General features: G+C 43.8%; 3 protein-coding genes. All 3 read right to left on the minus strand.

Features of this window, described 5'->3' with window-relative positions:
- Positions 1-359: 359 nt before the first annotated feature.
- The 3 genes from dapD to K941_RS0112210 all read right to left on the minus strand — a co-directional run bounded on the left by dapD (position 360) and on the right by K941_RS0112210 (position 3,179).
- Positions 360-1,178, minus strand: a complete 819-nt coding sequence (dapD, locus tag K941_RS0112200) for a 2,3,4,5-tetrahydropyridine-2,6-dicarboxylate N-succinyltransferase (protein WP_036388390.1) — start codon at positions 1,176-1,178, stop codon at positions 360-362.
- Positions 1,179-1,234: 56 nt separating this feature from the next.
- Positions 1,235-2,194: an alpha/beta fold hydrolase gene (locus K941_RS0112205; RefSeq protein WP_029103815.1), complete on the minus strand. Its 960-nt coding sequence runs from the start codon at positions 2,192-2,194 to the stop codon at positions 1,235-1,237.
- Positions 2,195-2,510: 316 nt separating this feature from the next.
- On the minus strand, positions 2,511-3,179 hold the full coding sequence (locus K941_RS0112210; RefSeq protein WP_029103816.1) for a hypothetical protein: 669 nt from the start codon (positions 3,177-3,179) through the stop codon (positions 2,511-2,513).
- Positions 3,180-3,310 lie beyond the last annotated feature (131 nt).

A 3,310-nucleotide genomic window follows, 5' to 3' on the forward strand; every position in this document is an offset into this window, starting at 1 on the left:
GGGCAATAGGTGAATATTTGGCTCATTGGGTGTTTGCTTTGCTTATGATAGACTGTGTGGGTATTTTAGCTTATGTATTGTTGTTTGACAATGCCTAATAATATAACCAGAGCCTTTCCAGCCTTTATAGTTAATCGTCTTTTCAAGTGCCATAGTACGCCCCACCGACGCATTAACGGTATCCATCATCACACCGCTAAAGAGAGATTGATCAGCTTTCATAGTACATTCAAATAAAAAATATTTGTTCCCAATTTGCAATCTTTTCAAGAAAAGACCATTTGCAACACACGAAAAAGGTGATTGTATTAGACTGTAAACAATCACCCATTAAATGATACAATAGTTTTTGGTATTCGTCAGTCCGCTCTTAGCAAATCATTAATCGAAGTTTTCGCTCTGGTTTGTGCGTCCACTTTTTTGACAATGACCGCACAGTAGAGTGAATGCGTGCCGTCTTTGCTCGGCAGACTGCCCGATACCACCACAGAGCCTGCTGGCACACGTCCGTAGTGAATCTCGCCTGTTTCACGGTCGTAGATTTTGGTGGATTGACCGATATACACACCCATTGAGATGACCGAGCCTTCTTCAACAATCACGCCTTCCACGATTTCACTTCTAGCACCGATAAAGCAGTTGTCCTCAATGATGGTAGAGTTGGCTTGTAGGGGTTCTAGCACACCACCGATACCCACACCGCCTGATAGGTGGACGTTTTTGCCGATTTGGGCACAGCTACCCACCGTTGCCCACGTGTCCACCATCGTGCCTTCGTCCACAAACGCCCCGATATTGACATAGCTTGGCATCAAAATCACATTTTTGGCGATGAATGAGCCTTTACGAGCCACCGCAGGGGGAACGACACGCACGCCTGCATTTTTGTAGTCTTCTTCTGTCCAGCCGTTGAATTTAGTATCTACTTTATCATAAAAACCAAGCTCGCCTGTGTTCATGGGTTTGTTGTCATTGATTTTGAATGACAATAGTACGGCTTTTTTGACCCATTGATGAACCACCCATTCGCCGTCAATTTTTTCGGCAACACGAAGTGAGCCATTATCTAAACCTGCAAGCACTTCTTCAACGGCAGAACGCACGTCAGCAGGGCAGTCGCTTGCGCCGAAGTTAGCACGGTTGTCAAAGGCGGTTTCGATGATATTTTGTAAAGACATAACAATTTCCTAATAAAAGTAAAAAACACTTTATTCTAGCACAATTTAAACTGATTTTATTGAGATTTTTGATTGGTTTTATCAATGGTGTGATTTTTTAGCCACGCCAAAACATCCCCATACACCCTATCTTTATCCGTCTCGTGTAGTGGCTCGTGTCTCATGTTGGGATATAGGTGCGTGCAGACGTTTTGTCCTGCACGGATAAGCTCGCTTTGAAGTTCATCAATGTCCTGCCCCATGCGTCCGACTGGGTCGTCTTTGCCACTGACGAGCAAAATGCGAAAATCTGTGGGCGTGTGGGCGTACCATGCAGGATTGATTGCTTTTTTGATAAGACCTTGCAAGGCGACAAAGCCATTATTACTAAACGCAAATCCACACAAAGGGTCAGCTTCAAAGGTTTTGATGCTGTCGGTGTTTTCGGTCAGCCATGCAAAAGGCGATGCCGAGATGGGTGAGCGGATTTGCGAGAGCAGATAGTGGTTTAGGAGTGTGGCAAAGCGGGTGTTGGGGCGTTTTGGGTTTATGTAATTCATCGCTCCAAGGGCGGTTAGGGCAAAGCGGTTGATGACCCCAAAGCTGTTGCCCGTCCCCATGATAATCGCCCCGTCAAAGCTCGTGGCGTGGTGGGTCAGCACCGTCCGCACGATAAATGACCCCATAGAATGCCCCATGATATAGTGGGGGATGGGTCGGTCGGTCAGCGTGCGTGCCTTGTCTTTTAGTTTATCCGCCATAATAACCACGTCTTTGCACAGGGCTTGGATGGGGTGTTTTTCGTCAATAAAACCAAGCTCGTATTTGTCCTTAACTGTCTGCCCATGCCCAAGCTGGTCGTAAGTCGCCACCAGCACGCCATTATCCGCTAGAAACTGTGCAAACTTAGCATAACGCCCACTATGCTCACTCATTCCGTGTACGATAAGCAAAGTTGCCACAATCTCGCCTGTGGGTTCAAAAAACGAGTGGTGCAGGCGGTGAATGCCGTTTGATGAAAGAATGGTCTGAGTCATAATGGTATACGGTTGTTAATTTTTGCCATTATATGCAATTTTAGGCATAATGCCAAGTCAATGACACAATTTTGGTATTGTCGAAACTGGCGAACTTGCTAGAGTTAGGCGGTTAGCCCTAATTAGAAAATTTTGATGCCTTTGTCAGCAATGGTGAAGCTGAGTAGAGGGTTATCCGCTGTTAGGCTAAACGCTTGACGTAGGCTGGTTTGGGTGTTTGCCGTTTCGGAGAGGGTGGCACTCTTCGTGCGGCTGTTGAAACGGATGTCGCCTGTGGTGAGCCAGTTGTCAAGGTTGCTCTTGTGGTTGGCGGTGTCTATGCTTTGGCTTGTAGCACTTGTACGCCTGTTTGGGTAACTTGTTCACTGGCGTTACGCTTTAGCCATAGAGCATGATTATCTGCAACTTCAAAATTGTATACTGTAGAAAGTAAAGTATCTGTTGATGGAATAATCTCACCATATTCGCTGTCAGTAAATGGACTTTTAGTCATAAGACCATTATTTAAAGATTCTCTATCTCCGATATTTTCTGCATATTTAAAGAAGCTATAATCTGGATTATCCTGAGAATGTGTATAGTTTATATCGTCTAAATATTCCCTGACATCTAAATAGGTATCAAAAGACAGTTTAGCGAATATCTTAGGAACATTAGTTTGATAGATAGGGTTGGCTAAAATAACATACGCAGAATACTCTTTATCCTTCATTTCAAGTAACTGACCTTGCTTTAAAGCATCAAGGCGCGTCCAACCCACTCCTTTCACCCAAAAAGGATGATTAGGAGTAGCATTAATACCTGATACTTTCCCTTTACGACTCATATTTAGAATGTCAAAATCAGACAAGCTGTTTGCCTTAACAGATTTTTTGACAAGACAGTATTTTAAATTCCAAATCTCTTTATTATGATGAACTACTGTACGCACAACAGGCTTAAACTCTTGCTCACCTATCCCACTTTCGTGTTTAGATAAGACCATATCACCGACTTGGATGTCTTCAATACGCTTTAACCCTTTATCTGTTAGAAACAGTCGCGTTATTTACAGTATTAAGGTAAAATACTGCAAATGAACATACACAAAAACACAAGACTGCTTCCCCACCATAG

The organism is Moraxella caprae DSM 19149, from assembly GCF_000426885.1.
GTDB lineage: Bacteria > Pseudomonadota > Gammaproteobacteria > Pseudomonadales > Moraxellaceae > Moraxella > Moraxella caprae.

Coding starts and splice junctions, on each gene's coding strand:
- dapD (WP_036388390.1), bottom strand. CDS start 1,178: ATGTCTTTACAAAATATCATCGAAACCGCCTTTGACAACCGTGCTAAC.
- K941_RS0112205 (WP_029103815.1), bottom strand. CDS start 2,194: ATGACTCAGACCATTCTTTCATCAAACGGCATTCACCGCCTGCACCAC.
- K941_RS0112210 (WP_029103816.1), bottom strand. CDS start 3,179: ATGGTCTTATCTAAACACGAAAGTGGGATAGGTGAGCAAGAGTTTAAG.